Source organism: Terriglobales bacterium, from assembly GCA_035567895.1.
Classification (GTDB): domain Bacteria; phylum Acidobacteriota; class Terriglobia; order Terriglobales; family Acidobacteriaceae; genus Gp1-AA112.
The window spans coordinates 1-16,353 of record DATMPC010000058.1 but is presented as its reverse complement, the minus strand read 5'-3'; the positions used below and the strand labels follow the sequence as shown (position 1 = coordinate 16,353).

Annotated in this window: 9 protein-coding genes; 6 read left to right on the top strand and 3 right to left on the bottom strand. The window is 54.4% G+C overall.

Annotated elements, in window-relative coordinates; all coding sequences use genetic code 11:
• Positions 1-7: 7 nt before the first annotated feature.
• Positions 8-1,663 carry a L,D-transpeptidase family protein gene (locus tag VNX88_11035; GenBank protein HWY69195.1) on the bottom strand — a complete coding sequence of 552 codons (1,656 nt, stop codon included), beginning with the start codon at positions 1,661-1,663 and terminating at the stop codon, positions 8-10.
• Entirely contained in the window at positions 1,663-3,327 is a 1,665-nt protein-coding gene (locus tag VNX88_11030; protein HWY69194.1) for an endonuclease/exonuclease/phosphatase family protein, read from the bottom strand. Before VNX88_11030 ends, VNX88_11035 begins: the two co-directional genes overlap by 1 nt.
• A 280-nt stretch (positions 3,328-3,607) precedes the next feature.
• Here VNX88_11030 and VNX88_11025 point away from each other — a divergent pair, with 280 nt between their 5' ends.
• The 5 genes from VNX88_11025 (at position 3,608) to VNX88_11005 (ending at position 9,985) form a co-directional block, all read left to right on the top strand.
• On the top strand, positions 3,608-3,979 hold the full coding sequence (locus tag VNX88_11025) for a copper resistance CopC family protein (protein ID HWY69193.1): 372 nt from the start codon (positions 3,608-3,610) through the stop codon (positions 3,977-3,979).
• An 18-nt stretch (positions 3,980-3,997) separates the two neighbouring features.
• Positions 3,998-5,629, top strand: a complete 1,632-nt coding sequence (locus tag VNX88_11020; protein ID HWY69192.1) for a CopD family protein — start codon at positions 3,998-4,000, stop codon at positions 5,627-5,629.
• A 128-nt stretch (positions 5,630-5,757) separates the two neighbouring features.
• Positions 5,758-8,139, top strand: a complete 2,382-nt coding sequence (locus VNX88_11015; protein HWY69191.1) for a hypothetical protein — start codon at positions 5,758-5,760, stop codon at positions 8,137-8,139.
• Between the two features lie 47 nt (positions 8,140-8,186).
• On the top strand, positions 8,187-8,966 hold the full coding sequence (locus VNX88_11010) for a hypothetical protein (GenBank protein HWY69190.1): 780 nt from the start codon (positions 8,187-8,189) through the stop codon (positions 8,964-8,966).
• Positions 8,967-9,079: 113 nt separating this feature from the next.
• On the top strand, positions 9,080-9,985 hold the full coding sequence (locus VNX88_11005; GenBank protein ID HWY69189.1) for an OmpA family protein: 906 nt from the start codon (positions 9,080-9,082) through the stop codon (positions 9,983-9,985).
• Between the two features lie 487 nt (positions 9,986-10,472).
• Here VNX88_11005 and VNX88_11000 read toward each other — a convergent pair whose 3' ends face one another.
• Positions 10,473-13,973, bottom strand: a complete 3,501-nt coding sequence (locus tag VNX88_11000; protein ID HWY69188.1) for a TonB-dependent receptor — start codon at positions 13,971-13,973, stop codon at positions 10,473-10,475.
• 460 nt (positions 13,974-14,433) lie between these two features.
• Here VNX88_11000 and VNX88_10995 point away from each other — a divergent pair.
• On the top strand, positions 14,434-16,353 hold a 1,920-nt coding region (locus VNX88_10995), incomplete at its 3' end, for a PAS domain S-box protein (protein ID HWY69187.1).

Genomic DNA, 16,353 nt, shown 5'->3' with positions numbered 1-16,353 from the left:
GTTCCCATTATGGGTAGGGATAACCCTTAGCTAACGCCTGAGCCAGCTTGGCGTCGTGTCCGTAAATATCTTGGTAGAAGTGCACTTCGTTGTTCTCGTAGGCGAGAGCCGTCCCATACACAATGAATACTGGCACGCGACGGCTTAGAGTCACGGTCACATTGTCCTTGCCATTCTGCATGCCTTGCTGCACCCGCTCGACGGTCCAACCGGGATTGTTGCGCAGTGCCCAGGCACCAAGTTCCGCGGGCTTTTCGACGCGAATGCAGCCGGCACTGAAATCGCGTCGAGTGCGCGAAAAGAGCTCCTGCGTGGGCGTGCTGTGCAGGTACACGGAATACTCGTTAGGAAACATCAATTTGATGAGACCCAGCGCATTCGTGGGCCCCGGCTTCTGTCGTATGGCAAGTTTTCCCGCCTGCAGCTGGGCCAGCACATCGTCGGAGACCGCTCCTGCAGTCACAACTCTGCCGTCGCGCGTGGTGATCTCAAAATTCTTGTTGGCCACATAGCTGCGATCTCGTGTGATCGCAGGCAGCACGCTTTGGCGGAAGAGTCCAGGAGGAACGTTCCAATAAGGACGCAGCACCACGAAGGTCATATCGCGCGAGAAAACCGGGGTTTGAGAGCGCATTGCTTTACCAACTACAACCACCATCTCGAGAGCAACGTCGTTGTGCTCATCAAGGGCGCGGAGGCGGAAGTCGGGAATATTGACGACGATGGGAGGTGCAGAGAATTCGCTCGGGAGCCAACGCCAGCGCTCGAGTGTAAGTTGCATCTGCCGGACTCGAGCCGACAAAGGGACGTTCAACTGCTTTACCGTGCCCGGACCCAGGCGACCATCCGCGTCAAGCCCGTGGCGGCGTTGGAACCGCTTTACCGCCTCGGCCAAAGCAGCATCATAAGTCGAAGAGTCTTGCGGCGTAGCGTCGGGCGGCAAGTCGCCGACGAGATGAAGTAGTCGCGTTAGTCGAGGCACGCCAGCATACTGTTGTCCGACCTCAACAGGCTTTGATGGAGTCGGAAGCTTCTCGCCATCGTCATCGCGAGCAAGTTGCATGTATCTTACGAGTGACTGCTGCGTTCGACGGTACCCTGCAAACGGAGGCTCCACGCTGTCGATCACGCCGGATACATCGGATGCAGCCAGCAACCGATCGCGCACAAACTGAGCCAAGTCGTATTTCTTCTCAGCAACACTCAGTCCGAATTGGAAATGCCGGGGATTGATGCGTCCGATGTGAAGGTCTGAGACATAGCGCATTGTGCAGACGGTAAGGGCTACATCGAAACCTGCCGGATCGGCAGCTTGATCTTTCAAGCCATGGAGACGGCCATCCCAGCGGGAAGCGTCATAGTCTTCAGGCTCCAACCCTTTTTGCGACGCGTTCCGAAACAGTTCGATCATCGCAAGAGCTTGCGCCGATGGAGTGCTCCCCTGGACCCACACTGGAGCATATCCGGCAGGCTCATAGAACTTCTGTAGCCAATTTCGATAGTCGCTGAAGTTCGACCAGCGCATGCCTTCGAGACTGCCCGCACTGACGAGCACCTGAATCCGCGAAGAAGCCTGTGCATGCCCTGGACAGCACATCGCCACGAAAACAAAAAAGTGCAGCCAGACAGAGCGATATCGTCCGAGCAGATGATGCAATTTCATTACTTTGCTCCGCGCGCAAGAGTCTTCAATGGGCCCGGTTGCGAAAGCGGAAGGTCGACACTGATCGGAGCGTGATCGGATAGCGGCTCCTCCAATGCTCCATTCAATTCGTTCATCGTGCGGGCAAAAGTTGGTGCAAAGCGATAAGACTCGGGAATATTCGTATCCTGTTCGAGATATCCCTTCACAAAGATCCAATCCAGCTTAAATTTCCCTTTCGCTCCAAGCGTTCTAGGCAAAGCAAAAGTCGTAACGAAACCTTTGCCGGCCCGCTCATTTGAATTTCCCAGTGTCCCTCGGCGACCACTCACCGATAATTCGGCATCACCACGAAAATCGACTCTTGTTCCGTCGTCAAAGCGAAAGTCATCCAGGTATTCGAAAAAACCTTTCTCAGGATTCGCGGCCAAGAAGGGCACTCCGGAGGTCGTAGGGTCAGCTTGAAACTTCGTGCTTTTGAAGGCAAAGCTCGCGATGTCCATGCCGATGCCTACTCCTGTCGCATACTTAATGCCTTTGGTGGTCCAGAACTGTGGATCCATCGCCTTTTTCTTAGCCAGAGACTTGATATCGCTGACCGATCCATCCTTGCCGGTTGTGTTCATGTCTCCCGCCACAACCACGGGATTGCTAATGGGACGGAGCAGTTCCAGCAGTTCTTCAGCTTCTTTGCGTCGGCCAGAGGGCGTGGTTCGGTTCTCCAGATGAGCTGCGACGACAGTGAGCTTTCCTTCGGGAAGATCGGGAACGTCCAGGGTTGCGATCAGGTTCGTGCGACCTCCGCGACGCACTTCCCTCAAAATCTCTTCCCCAAACGCCAGGCTTGCACCTTTGCGCTTTGTGGACTCGGTAGTTCCGTAGCCTTTTTCGCCCTTGTACCAGTCATAAGCCTGATATTTGAAGGGCAGGAGCTTGGCTTCCCGGATTGGATATCGCGAGAGAATTGCAGAGCCGTGCAGTCCCAGCACACGGTTTTGATCAACGCTGAACAGCTCCTCCAGCTCTTTGCGCTTGACTTCGTCCTTGACGTCAGCAAACGATTGACGGCCTAACACTTTGGGATCTACCTCGACAAACTCAACGCCATAAGCCCAATTCATGTTTAGAGCGTCGCCAAGCTCCTTCACCACGGCTCGGTACTCGGTCCGCTTCATGCCCCAATCGACTTCATTGAGCACGATTAGGTCGGCAGACTGCAGGATGTCGATTTGGGCGCCAAGCTTCTCCCTGTCAGCGGAGACTGCGCTCACCTGCGGTGCGTCCTTCTCTGCCGAACTTTTCGGTATTGCGTTAGACAGAAAGCCTGATTTGTTGGTGAAAGCAAGTTTGATTTCGTCCAGTTGGAGTCCTCTCTCGATATTCCAGGCAATCAGCCGGAGACATGGATTCTTCTGCCGACAGACCTGCCGGATCGGCTTGGCGCCACGATGAAACGCTTCGTTGTTCACAAATGGGGTAGTGAGGAGCGTTTGAAGTTTTTCGGCCAGTGTGGAATCGATTGGGTCTTGCTCGCTGAGCGTTACAAGTTCAGCGTAATTCAGCATTGGTGGACGGGAGTTACGCGTGTACTCCGTGCTCATGCCCTTCTGAGCGAACGCAAGCGAGAGAAAGACCGTCACCCAGATTGGTACCAAGGACGTGACTGCCTTGCGGAATGTGTACATTGGAATGCGCCGAATGGGTCACAGTATTTCTGCAAAACCCTTCAGAGACCACTGTCAGAATTTGCTGGTATGTGAATTATTGAATTCAAGGATTTCAGACCCCCCGTCTGGCAGAAGTACTAGTGGACTAAGGACTTCCTCGCAGTAACCTCAGGATAGGGTCGGTGTCCTCACGATGGCACCCGATCTAACACTTCGCGCTATGTCTGTGCCTCTTGCGGCCCAACTCCATCGCTTGAGTCACTTCATAACTAGATCTGAAAGATTTTGGAGCCGCTGGATGATTCAGACATCAAATTTCGCAATGAAACGCAGGTTGACAGGCGCTGTCGTTCTCGCTCTTTGCGCAACAGTTGCCTGGGCTCACGCAATCCTGGTGACGTCGAGCCCGGAAGCAAACTCCATTGTGGCTGGTCCCAAGATCGATATCACGCTGAGGTTTAATGTACGCGTTGATAGCACGCGATCGCTGGTACGGCTCCTGAGTGCTGACGGAACTACGAGGACGATTCCCCTGTTGCCGGAAAGAGTCTCCAATGTAATCGCAGCCACGGCTACTGATGTAAAGCCGGGAAAGTACAAGTTGGCCTGGCAGGTACTCGCCTCCGATGGGCACATCACTCGTGGAGAAGTCCCGTTCTCGGCCAAATGATCTTGCGGGATGTTGCTCGTGCAGAACTTACTCGACGTTTTCGGATTCCTATCTGTACTCCTGCGAGGGCTGACGCTCTCCTTTCAATCGTTACTATTGGGAGGAATTGCGTTTCGGGCACTTGTATGGAGTCGCATCCGAACGGAGTCACAATTCCAGTTGCTGCCGCCGATGATCTCGCTCATTCGGGTTGCGGCTCTCGGACTTACTGCAACTCAACTCGCATCCGTGTCAATGAGCTCAGCAATCCTCATGGACACGACCTCATTTCGCTTAAGGGACATCGCAGGCGCTAACTTCTTCATAGCGGGTGTAGTGTCCACTGTCTGCGCATTGCTGCTGATAATTTTTGTGACGGCTGACAGAGATTTCCCAACGATCTCTAGTCTGCTTGTTCTCGCTATCCTGTTGTGCAGCGTCGTAACCAGCCACGCCTGGGCACGGGTGGATCACCGTCTGCTTTCAGCAGGTTTCACCTTGATTCATTACTTGGCTGCCGGCATTTGGATTGGTGCCCTTCCGTTTTTACTGATTGCACTCAGACACTCACAGACTCTTCTGCTATCGAGCGCGATTGCCCGCACCTTCTCCTCCATGGCTGCTTCTTCCGTCGCTGTGGTTCTTCTTGCTGGAGGGGCTCTCACTTTTTTGTATATGGACTCGCCAAGTGCGTTATATGGCACCTCCTGGGGCGCAATGCTGGGAGCGAAGATTTGGCTGGTCGGGGGAATTCTGTGCATCGGTGCGTTGAATTTCTCGATTGTTCGCAACCTCGGCACAGATGCGGGCAAGGGTCTCCGTTGGCTGCGGTGGTTAGTCGAAGCCGAAATCGGTATTGGCTTTACGGCAATCGTCGCAGCTGCCTCGCTCGGGTCGCAACCGCCAGCCATCGATCTGCCCAACGGACGAGTAACCGCCCACGATCTGGTACAGCGGTTTACACCACGCTTTCCTCGCTTGTCGACACCGGCTCTAGGAGAGCTCAGCAAGTCTGACGAACTGTTGCTCAAGCAAGAAGCGGAGAACCAGGGAGTTGCATCCGCGTATATTCCGGGCACGCCTGCATTGCGTCCGAGTACTCCAGGAGACATCGCGTGGTCAGAATACAATCACCACTGGGCTGGCATTGTTGTTCTCTGCGTTGGTCTGCTGGCATTCGCGAGTCAATCGGGCAAAGCGGAATGGGCCAAGCACTGGCCTCTGCTCTTTCTCGCCTTGGCAGTCTTCCTGTTCATTCGCGCCGACGCCGAGAATTGGCCCTTGGGACCCAATGGATTTTGGGAAAGCTTTCGCGTAGCTGACGTTCTCCAGCATCGTTTTTTCACATTCCTGGTTCTGGGCTTTGCCATTCTTGAATGGCGGGTGAAAAATGGCCGCAACGCAGCTTGGTGGGCCCCGTACGTTTTCCCTGCCGTTTGCGCACTCGGCGGCGCCGTCCTACTGACCCATTCGCATTCAGTAACGAATGTGAAAGAAGCAACGTTGATCGACCTAAGCCATATTCCCATTGCAGTACTAGCAGTATTTGCCGGCTGGGCGCGATGGCTCGAAGTTCGTGCTCACCCAGTCAGCGTAAGGCTATTCTCATGGATCTGGCCACTGTGCTTTGTGGCTATTGGTACCACTCTCATGCTCTACCGTGAAGCGTGAGCTGGACGTGGCCTTCACGCTGCGCACCTGTCATTACTGACACTTCTGTATTCATTCCCCCAATCCTAAAGTTGATCTAAGACCTTCGCTAAGTCCTACGCAATGCGGACCCTCGCCAAATTAGCGCCATGAATAGGATCTACAGCCTGGTCATTTCCACTTGCGTTTTGTTACCAACCGTTAGTCCGCAAAATCTGCCGAACGCTCCCAGCACACAGAGAGTAAAGCTTTCCACAATCAGCAACGACACCGGATGGCCGCGCACGCTTAAAGATGGCACCCAGGAATTCGTGATTTATCAGCCACAAGTTGACAAATGGGACGGCAATCGCATTTACCTCTATTCGGCAGTCGAACTGAAAAAAAGCCCGCAAGCGGCTTCCCAATACGGAGTCGTTTGGTTCAGTGCCCGGACCGAAGTGGACAAGATCAACCGTCTCGTGACGCTCGACACTGTGGATGTCAGCAAAGTCCGCTTCCCGACCGCAGCCCATAAGGACGCCGATATCCTTGCGATGCTCAAGGCGAAGATGCCCGGGAAAACCAAGACCATCTCGCTCGATCGTCTTGAAGCCGGAGTGCGAGCAGCGAGTCCCCAGATTCAAGGTGTGACTGTAAAGAATGATCCCCCCAAGATCATCTTCAGCACGAAGCAGTCTGTGCTCGTCACGGTCGACGGCGAACCCAAACTGGCGCCGGTCAAGACTACTGACTTGCAGCGCGTGGTCAACACCAAATCCATCTTGCTCGTTGCCGACGAAAACAAAAAATACTACTTGCGGTTGACAGATTGGTGGCTCGAATCTTCGCAACTCGACGGACCATGGAAGTACGCGTCTAATCTTCCCGCCGACATGAAGAAAGCGGACCAATACATCGCGGAGCAGATGAGCACGCAAGGTCCACAACCTGATGCAGCATCGGGCCAGCCGTCCTCAACAAATAGCCAGGCAAAGCAGCCCTCATTGAAACATCCCGGCGAGGGAGCTGAGATCCCCGCCGTCTACGTCGTGTATGGACCAACTGAATTGGTTGAAACGAAGGGTGAGCCGCAGTACGCAGCCATTCCGGGCACTTCCATTGAATACATTTCAAATACCACCGGCACAGTTCTGCGTTATGGCGGCGAGTACTACGTCCTCATTTCGGGACGATGGTTCAAGAGTCCCTCGTTGAATACCAATTGGACGTTCGTTGATGGCGCCGCCATTCCAGCAGAGTTCGCGAAAATTCCGCCGGACAGTCCTAAAGCAAGCGCGCTGGCTTCGGTGCCGGCAACGCCGCAGGCCGAGGAGGGTCTAATCGCCAACTCGATTCCACAGACTGCAACCATCACCCGCTCACAAGCAAAACTGACTGTTGTCTACGATGGCGAAGCGACGTTCGTGCCCATCGAAGGCACGACGATGAAGTATGCGCGCAATACTTCCGCTCCCGTTATCAAAGTTGGAGAAAAGTACTATTCCGTGGAGGCCGGCGTCTGGTTCTGGGCGCCTACTCCTCAAGGACCCTGGAACGTCGCCGATAAAGTACCGGAAGAAATCTATACGATCCCCGCGAGTTCTCCGGTGCATTACGTCACGTATGCAAAGGTGTACGGGTCAACACCCGAGGTCGTTTACGTTGGCTACACACCTGGATACTACGGCACGGTCGTGTCATCAAGCACCACGACGGTTGTCTACGGAACCGGCTGGTACTATCCGCCTTATGTTGGCTCAGCTGTCTGGTATGGCTATCCGTACACTTATGGCGTCGGCGCAGGATTTACGTGGACTGACGAATCCGGCTGGAGCGTTGGATTCGGCTACGGATACTACTGGTATTACCCGTGGTACTCGCCCTGGTGGGGCCCGATGGGCTACTACCCATACGGCTGGTATCCGTACTACGGCTGGGGAGCTTGGGGCGGCGCTGCGGTCGCGAACGTTTATGGTCGCTGGGGCAATGCGGCATATTCGCGAACCGCTGCCGCGTGGGCAAATCCTTACACCGGAAACTATGGTGCGGCCAGCAGGGGTGGCGCCTACAACGCTCAGACTGGACGCGTCGCGGCTGGCGGACGCGGCTACAACACCAACATCTACACGGGAAACACGGTTGGATATCGCGGCGCTGCAGCTTACGACCCGAACACCGGCATCGTGGCGGGCGGAGGAGCGGGCTTTGCAGGCAATCGTTACACCGGCGAGGGCACGGCCGGCCGTGGCGGTTTCGTTTACAACACGAATACCAACGCGGGCATTGCCGCTGGAAAGAACAACATCTACGCCGGCAAGGATGGCTCTCTATATCGCTATGACCGTAACAGTGGCAGTTGGTCACAGAACACTGGAAACGGATGGCAAAGTGCGCAACGACCAGGCGGTACTCCGACGCCACAGTCGTCAATGCAGCGCCAGCAGGAAGCGCGGTCACAGGGAGCGCAGCGCTCTCAGAACTTTAATAGCATGCGTAGTTCGCCCAGTTATCGCTCCATGCCGCGGATGGGCGGCGGCCGGAGAAGGTAGGACGGCCCGAGAGTCCTTTGCCAACTTGGGAAGAGGAGCATTTTTTGATGCAATTTTTCATCCCCCCATGGCTGTTTGCTCTGCTGCTGTTTCTCGGCATGTTGATGATGCTGGAAGCGGGCCGGCGAATCGCTGTGAAGCGCCGTGCGAAGGAATCGGAAAGCGAGCGAGGCAGTCTGGGCATCGTTGAAGGCGCGGTTTTTGCCCTATTCGGGTTACTCATGGCATTCACGTTCTCGGGAGCATCTACGCGCTTTAACGAGAAAAGAATGTTGATCGCCGAGGAAGTCAACGCGATCGAAACCGCCTATCTGCGGGTTTACTTGGTACCGCGCGAAGCACAGGCTTCACTTCGGGAATTATTTCGCAAGTACGTGGATTCGCGGCTGGAGACCTATCGCAGACTGCCCAATATGCAAGCTGCGGAAACGGAGATGGCAGAATCCAAGAAACTCCAGCATGAAATCTGGACTCAGGCAGATGCAGCTACCCGACTCCCGGGCGCTCATCCCGATGCAGGAAAATTGCTGCTTCCGGCGTTAAACAACATGATCGATATGGCCACAACCCGGACGATGGCCCTGCAAAATCATCCGCCAGGCATTATTTACGTCCTTTTGTTCGGCCTGGGACTCATCTGTTCTGCGTTGGCCGGCTATAGGATGGCAGTCGGCCCAAACCGGAGTTGGCTCCACATTCTCGGTTTTTCAGTCATGACCGTGATTATTGTGTACGTCGTCCTCGACATCGAGTACCCGCGCGCCGGCCTAATTCGCCTTGCCCACAGCGATCAAATGCTGGTCGAGGTTCGCGAGAGCATGAATTAGAACGCGCTGCGTTTTCCCGCAACATCTTCCCCACCCCTGACAGTTTTGCTAGGTCTCAAACTCGAATCGCAGCGTTAGATTCTGTGATGACGTGCCAAAGGAGTCGCATGACCATGAAAAAGACATGCACGCTTATCTCTGTCGCCCTGATTTTCTGCTGCGCATCGTTGACCTCGGCGTACGCCCAAAATGAAACAGAAGTGAAGGGCCTGATCACCGGACGCTCAGGGGATAGCATCACCGTGCGAAACGCGGATGGTACTCAGGTCATCACCCTCACCGACGCAACGAAAGTCCAGACGCCCAAGGGGCTCGGCCTTCGCAAAAAGCAAATGTCCTGGGCAAGCCTCATTCCCGGGCTCAAAGTCGGCATTAAAGCCATCCCGGGTACGGACGGCAAGCTTCAGGCAAAGACGATTACTTTCAGCAAAGACGACTTGCAGACCGCCAGCATGATCCAGGCTGGTTTGGAGCCCACGCAGGAAAATGTGGAAGCAAACCGCCAGAACATTGCGGAAAACAAAGAAAACATCTCTGCCAACAAAGAAGACATATCGGTAAATCAGGCCAACATCGCCGCGAACAAGGCCGCGATCTCAGCAAACGACGAGGAGGTCAACCGGCGCTTCTCGGCGTTGTCAGATTACGACGTTAAACATGAGGCGGTAGTGTACTTCGCATCGGGCAAGTCCACGATCTCTAAGAAGGACGAAGCCGCTCTGTCAAAATTGGCGACTGACGCCGCACAACTTTCCGGCTACATCATTGAAGTGAAGGGATACGCGGATGCGACTGGAAATGCCTCTGGGAATCAGACCTTGAGCAAAGATCGCGCATACGCAGTAGTCAATTACCTGATGCAGCATGGCAACGTTCCACCTCGCCGCATCGTCTCTCCGGGTGCGATGGGCATCTCAAATCCGGTTGCTTCGAACGAAACCGCACAAGGACGATCGGAAAACCGTCGAGTTGAAGTGAAGGTGATGGTAAACAAGGGAGTCACAACTGCCACTAACTAACAAGAATTCTTTAGGCGAGTCGGTCACTCTGGACCAATCCGACGCGCCAACGGTCTCTCCTTTGTCATCCCACCTCGGGAAGAGCGCTCTTGCCAAACAGCTTAGTGCTCTTCCCTTCTCTCGTGTTTAGGCTTTCTGTTTCTAGCTCGCTTTGGCAACAGCCCGGCTCGTGCCCATCAGCGCAAAATTTCTCCAAAACTTTGCAAGACTCTCTGTGCCGCCGAAGAGGTGGTGGAGCAGGCCGTTCCAGGCCTGCCTTCAAAGCCCCATATAAGATGTCCGGGGCTTTAGCCGCTGCGGTTAGCTTGCTGAGGAGCTGAATAGCTCTGCGCATTAGAGACCTACAGTTTCACGTTGGGAAAAGCAGTTATTCCGGGGATAAAGCCCAGATACTTGAAATAGGACTTTGCACGCAGGCCTTCAAGGCAACCAGTCGGCCTGCTCCACGCAAAGGCAAACGGCTACGCGCAGCCGGCGCGGTCCCGCTTCAGAACGAATAGATGAGCGCCAACTGTCCGACCCGCGGATTCACTGCTGTAGCGCTGATCACACCGAAGGTAGACGATGCGAAATTGGTGTCGGGATTCGCGAACTGGGGATGATTGAGTGCGTTGTAAAACTCCGCCCGAAATTGAAGTTTGCTTTTTTCGTGTAGCCTGTTCAGTGGCACGGTCTTGGAAGCCGCGATGTCAAGGTTTGCTTGCCCAGGACCGTCTACGATTCCCGTCGCGCTGTTGCCAAAGCCGGTGCCGATGCCATCCGCACCGATAATCGGCGGTTTTGTGAAGCAGGCCGCATTAAAGTAGCCACCGAGCTTTGACTGCACCGAGCCGCCCTTCACCACTTGACTCGTCAAACATGTGGGGCTCAGTTGCGCACGGTCCTGGCTGATGCCGAAAACATTGGTGGAGTTTGTATTGGCGATCGTAAGAGCCGTACCCGACTGAATGGTTACGATTGCCGAGCCAGACCAGTTGCCCAGGATCGCTCGCAAGAGGCCGCGAGGCGGCGTTGGCGTTATCCACGTGCTGCTAAAAACAAAACGATGCGTGCGATCGAAACTCGCTCTTCCCCATCTCTGGTGAGGAGAATTTTGGTCTCCAAGTGTCAGGGCATTGCCTGTGGAGGTTGAGTTAACATCCGCACCATCGGTGTCCAGGACTTTTGAGAAAGTGTAAGAAGCCAGGAATTGAAGGCCGTGGCTTAAGCGTTTTGTCAGACTTGTCTCAAAGCCGTTGTACCAGGAGCTGCCCTCAGATTCCTGCTCACGAAGAGAGTCAGCTCGTATTCCTGGAATGGGAACTCGTAATTGGATGTTGGACAACGTGTTAGAGATTGCGCCATTGATCGGATTGCCAGGGGAGGCATTCAGCGCCTGATTCAAGGAAAGAAAGCGTTGCAGGTGTATTCCCCGCGTACCAACGTATCCGGTCTCAAGCAGCCAACCATCATGCAATTCTGCCTGGAGGTTTACGGAAAACTGTTGAATCACTGCAGGGCGAAAGTGGGGTGACAGAACAGAGACCGCTCCGGCGGTGTTCGGAGAATACGGTACAAACAGCGGAAAAGAAGCCGGAGTTGGAAAGGGCTGGGCGAACGGTGCTTGAAATGTCGCTCCTGCATTCGCGGGTCCGGAGACGAATCGAGTTAAGGCAAAGGGCGCGGCTAGAATGGACTGACCAGCCGTCTGGCCGATCGGACGAGAGTAATAGGTGCCATACCCTCCCCTCAGAGTGAACCGACTGGTGCTTGGCAGGATCTGCCATGCAAAACCGATTCGAGGTGCGATGGCGTTTTGCCCCTCACCATACGTTCCAAAGGTGTTGTTAACCTGAGTGACTCCCACAGGTACAGCGCCCGGAAAATTGGAGGGAACGATGTAGCCATCGAGAGTTCCACTGGTTGGTGGGTTTCGATTGGCCTTGCTGACATCGAAGCTCGAGTTCCGACCCAGCTTATCTCCGAATTGCCCGATTCGTTCGTAGCGCAAACCGACGTTTAAAGTGAGTGCTTTGGTAATCCGAAAGTCGTCCTGTGCGAACGCAGAGCCTTCCCACACCCTGAACTCGCGATTAAAGAGACCAAAAGCATCGGAAGACGCAGAGACATTGCTGAAAGTTCCGGTGCCGTTGCTGTTTCCATCGAGGCCGAGGAGAAAGTCCGGCCAGCTGAGAAACTGGACAAAGGAGCCGAAACCCGCAAAGTCAAGGTTAGTCTGCAATCGCGTAAGTCCCCCCCCGAATTTCAAGGCGTGGGGCCCTTTCAATAGGCTAAAAACGTCGCTAACCACGAAGCTGTTCTGCGTATAAGTTCGAGGAAGCACGCTGGCCATGCTGACGGAACCGAGAATACTCAAGCTCGGCAGTTGGTCATTTCCATTCATGGCACTTTCCAACACGCCGACGTCCGACCATTTGAATGGAGCATCGGCCCCCGTTTTGGTGCTTATGCGAACGAAACCAATTCTGGCCTCGTTTAACATGGCGTTACTCAGGATGTAGGTGTGAGCCAGCGAGGAAACAACAAAATCGGAATTGCCCGGACTAGTGAATCCCCGAATGTTCCCCATCGGGTTCAGAGCCCCGCCGGGAAACGTAACCGACTGGTTGCTGTGTGCAATAAAAAAACGCCCGGCAAGTCGGCTCTTCTCCGAAATGATGGAATCTATATTTCCTAATCCCTGGTCTTCCACGTAATCGCAGGGTTGTGCGAAGGTTGAAAAGCCACTGCTTGCAAATGGCTTCGAGGGGTTTACCGTCTGTGGTGTCGGAATCAGGAAGGTGCCATCAGGAAGTTTGAAATTCAACAGTGCCAAGGCTGCGGGGTTGATATTTGAGCCGTCTGGCATGAGCGCCACACCTCCCAAGGCCCCCTTCATTCCACCGAATAATTTTCCCAGGGCTGCCCGCGATCTGTCATCGGTTATAGGCGGCTCGCTTAAACTTGCGGTACAGGCGATCCTGGTTTGACCAGAGGCTAGGCCGTTAACCTGCCGCATTCCCTGGTAGGATGCGAAGAAAAACAGTTTGTCTTTTTGAATCGGCCCACCAATTGCGCTCCCGAACTGGTTCTGCTTGAGCTCCGGACGCCGCTGACCGGTTTTGTTCAAAAAGAAATCGTTCGCGTTTAGAAAATCGTTGCGCAGGAACTCGAAGATCTTGCCGTGGTAACCGTTGGTGCCCGTCTTCGTGATCACGCTGACATTGGCCCCCACTCCGCGCCCGAATGCCGCATCGTAGAGCGCAGTTTGCACCTTGAACTCTTCCAGAGTGTCGGGGTTCGGAATCGGGATGCCGCCGCTTATTGCGCCCGCGCCTTGGACGTCGCTGACGCTGATCCCGTCTAATTGCCAGTTGTTGTCATAGGACCGTGCTCCGTGCACGTAAACCCCGTCGGTAGACTTTCCCAGTTGTGAAAGGGCGGTTCCCCCATTCCCAAGTTCTCCGGCGTTGTAAACACCGACGTTAACTCCCGGAGACAGTCCGGTTATCTGAGTGAAGTTTCTTGTGACCAATGGCAGGCTGCTGATTGCTGTGTGGTCGAGCAGTCGTCCTAGCGCAGAAGTATCCGTCTGGACCACCGCTGAGTTGGCAGATACTTCGACACGCTCGATGCGTCGAGCGACATACATGCGGACTTGAACTCGAAGTGTTTCCGTTACGACTATGGGAAGGTTGGAGAGTGTCAGCGGTTCGAAATTGGATTTCTCAGCTTTTAGATCGTAGGCGCCCGGAGAGAGTAGGAGGACTCCAAATCTTCCTTCGTCGTCAGAAGTGGCCGATCTCATTTCGCCACTATTTTCCCTGGTTAACGTGATGTTCACATCCGGCAAGATCGCACCGGATGAGTCCGACGTGATTCCAGTGACTGCGCCGGTGGATGCGGTCTGGCAGCGGCCTGGCGCCGCGAGCGCAAAGGTGATAACGGTCACAGCAACGCAAAGACAAAAATGCTTCCATGGGAGTCGCAGACTGAAGCCCTCGTTCATCTCGTCTCACTCTGACCGCCGGGCGGTGCTGTCCCGCAAGTTCGTGCAGTCGGGGGACTTGAAATATCGATTCAGTAAGTTCCGAAAGAAGGTACCTTATCGGATTCACCACAAAGCACACACCCGTCAATTTTGACAGGTGGGGATGCCAGACTGGGAAGTATGAAATTAGGGATTTCGATGTGAACAGCACCTCTTCGCAATTCTTAAACTGTTACTGTCTAAAATTGTGGTAAAACGAATAACCTTCAATTTTTGACAGGTTGAAAAGGCAAACTGAGTAACGCGAATCTGTTTTGTCGCGCTTAAGAGATCGCAGCAATAGAATCGCGCGGCCCTGAAACTGCGGAGCACTGCCAAGATGTACGGATGTCGATTTCAACGGCGGGCCCAACGCTGGGTGCGAACGAATCATGGTCTCGCCTCGCCCACTCAAGTTTCGAATGAAGCGCTCGTAAACTTGAGACTGGTATCGCTGCTTCTTGGAATCTTTTTACTCCTGCAAAGCGCTGCCGCAGCCCAGACTAAACCAATCCGTCGGATTCTAGTTCTGAACGAGACGGGTACTTCGTCTCCTGGTATCAACCTTATCGACCAGGGGATCCGTACAAGTTTTGACAATTCACCATACAAGATCGAGTTCTATCTCGAGTACATGGAGACGACGCTGTTCCCCGATCCAGCGGACCAGCGGCGATTTCGCGAGTTCTACCTTCGTAAGTATGCAAATCGCAGACCAGACGTGATCATCACCGTCGGGCCGGCTCCACTGCGCTTCATGATCGAAGCACACCAGAGATCCTTTCCCGGTGTTCCAGTCGTTTTTTGCCTGCCTAATAACGTCGTGCCTGGGCGTCCCGAAGTGGGTTCTGATTTTACGGGGGTCGAGGGTGCTATCGAACCCCTTGAGACCCTGGACGCGGCAACGCGCCTCAACCCCGCCACAAGGCGTGTCGTCGTGGTTGCGGGCACTTCCCCTTTTGATAAAGAAATGCTATTGGCAGTCAAAGAACGACTGCGCAGTTATACGGGCCCCCTTGAATTTTCATACCTTACAGACCTCGATATGCCCACTCTACTGGAGCGCCTGAAGCATCTGTCGGGTCAAACTATCGTCCTCCAACTTGGTGTGGCACGGGATGCAGCAGGCACACGGTTCGCTAGCGGGACCGAATCGGCCCCGATGATTGCCGCGGCGGCCACTGTCCCGGTGTTTAGTTTGGTTGATGTCTTCTTCAATCATGGCGAAGTAGGAGGTAAGATCTTCAGCCTCGCTGAGGACGGAAAAGTCGCCGGAGGCTTGGCGCTGAGAATACTGAATGGCGAAAGGCCTCAAGAGATTCCCATTGTTCAGGGCGGAAGTAGATATATGTTCGATTGGCGAGCCCTCAAACGTTGGGGCTTGAAAGAGAAGAACCTTCCGCCCGGCAGCATCGTAATCAATAGGCCGCTCTCGGTTTGGGAAGCATACAAGTGGTACATCATCGCCGGCATTTCTCTTTTCCTATTACAGACTCTGCTAATCGTGGCGCTCCTGTGGCATCGTAAGAAGAGGAAAAGAGCGGAGGCAGTCTTGCGCGAAAGCGAAGGGCGCTTTCGTCGGGTAGCGAACTCCGCTCCTGTGTTCATCTGGATGGCTGGTCCCGACCAATCGTGTACCTATGTCAACCAACAGTGGCTTGACTTCACCGGTCGGAAGGAGGAAGAGGAGGTTGGCACAGGGTGGGCGGATGGAATTCACACCGACGATTTGGAGAATGCTCTGGCTACCTATAGTGAAGCCTTCCACCGGCGGCAGCCATTCACCATGGAGTATCGCTTGCGCCGCCACGACGGCGTGTATCGCTGGATATTGGATACTGGAGCACCGATCGTCAATCCAGACGGCTCGTTTTCCGGCTATATCGGTTCGGCGATCGACGTTACAGGGCGCAAGCTGGCGGAAGAAGCTCTGGCGAGTATCGGTGGGCGCCTGATCGCGGCACAGGAAGAAGAGCGGACTCGAATTGCGCGCGAACTGCACGACGACATCAACCAGCAAATGGCATTCTTGGCGATCTCACTCGATGAAACCAGGCTGCATCCGCCCGACTCTGCTGTTGAAATGCGCAAGCGCAGTGAAACTTTCTTAAAACAGGCCTCTGACATATCAAAGAGTATTCAGGCTCTTTCTCACCGGCTGCATTCTTCCAAGCTTGAGTACTTTGGCCTGGTGAATGCCATGCAGGGATTCAGCCACGAGTTTTCTGATCAGCATCACGTTGAAATCAGGTTCTCACATGAACAAGTGCCGGATTCTGTGCCGAGGGAAGTCTCGCTATGCCTGTTTCGGGTGATGCAGGCTGCCTTGTCGAATGCGATGAAACACAGCGGCGTAAAA